Raw genomic sequence first — 1,232 nt, forward strand, 5'->3', positions numbered from 1 at the left:
ACCGGGGCAAAAGACAAGCCTTCCTTTTGGACATGAGGTTTTAAAACAGCCAGGGGAATACTGCTGTACGGTTTCTATGGTACTGGGACAGGATACGCTCTGGGAAAGCGCCGGATATGAAGTGGCCTTTGGACAGGAAATTATTAAAGTGCAAAGCCATGGAGCTAAACAGCACCCTGGGAAAATATTTGAGGTGATTCATGGAGATGTAAATATAGGAGTCCGCACAGAACGCTGTTTTGCCATGTTCTCAAAACAGGAGGGCGGAATTATTTCCCTGGTATATGGCGAGAAGGAATATATTACCCGAGTGCCGAAACTATCTTACTGGAGGGCGACTACAGATAATGACCGGGGAATGAAGACAGAGGCGCTATTAAGCCAGTGGCAGGCTGCAAGTCTGGGGCAGAGATATTTAAGTGATAAGTTTGAAATGGAAGAAAGTGAAGACAAGGTAACTTTTACATTTCTTTATGAAGCCGGAAGTATACCGAAATTTACATCCAGTGTAATATATACCATGTATGCAGACGGGACACTTGAGGTTGCGGTATCTTATCCCGGCGCAGAACAAATGCCATATATTCCGCTATTTGGAATGGACTTTAAGTTAAAAAGCAGGCTAAAACAGGTTACGTATTACGGTAAGGGTCCAATGGAAAATTATTGGGATCGAAAGGCAGGAGCAAAAAAGGGTGTCTACAAAACGACGCCTGAACAGAATCTGACTCCGTATCTGATCCCTCAGGAGTGCGGGAACCGTACCGAAGTGGGATGGATAAAAGTAACAGATGCCCAGAATGAAGGCATTGAATTTTCAGCGTTGGAAGGTGACTTTGAGTGCAGTGTTCTGCCATACAGTGCATATGAACTGGAGAATGCCATGCATTTATACGAACTTCCTGCCGTAAATTATACGTGGGTAAGAATGATAGCAAAACAGATGGGAGTAGGCGGAGATGACAGCTGGGGGGCGCCGATTCATGATGAATATCTGATTGATCCAAAAGAGCCGCTTACTTTAAGGTTTGCTGTTAGAGGAGTTTCTAATGACTGTGGTTTGGGGAAAAGGGATGAATGATTTTAAAAACTGAAAACTGATGATAAAAAGGCTGATATTCCGAGAATTAACGGATTATCAGTCTTTTTTGTATGGATCGATGCCCGGACATCCAGTTGAAAGTGAAATATTTCAGGAAGCCTTTAATATTAGCATTTTCATTCATAAAATT

The 1,232-nt window shown here is 42.9% G+C and carries 1 protein-coding gene; it reads left to right on the top strand.

Annotated features, from left to right (window positions below; genetic code table 11):
* Positions 1-1,081, top strand: a 1,081-nt coding sequence (locus tag RHS_RS29715; RefSeq protein ID WP_047835284.1) for a beta-galactosidase domain 4-containing protein, incomplete at its 5' end; no start/stop codon positions are given.
* Between the last annotated feature and the right edge of the window lie 151 nt (positions 1,082-1,232).

It is taken from the genome of Robinsoniella sp. RHS, assembly GCF_001029355.1.
Taxonomy (GTDB): domain Bacteria; phylum Bacillota; class Clostridia; order Lachnospirales; family Lachnospiraceae; genus Robinsoniella; species Robinsoniella peoriensis.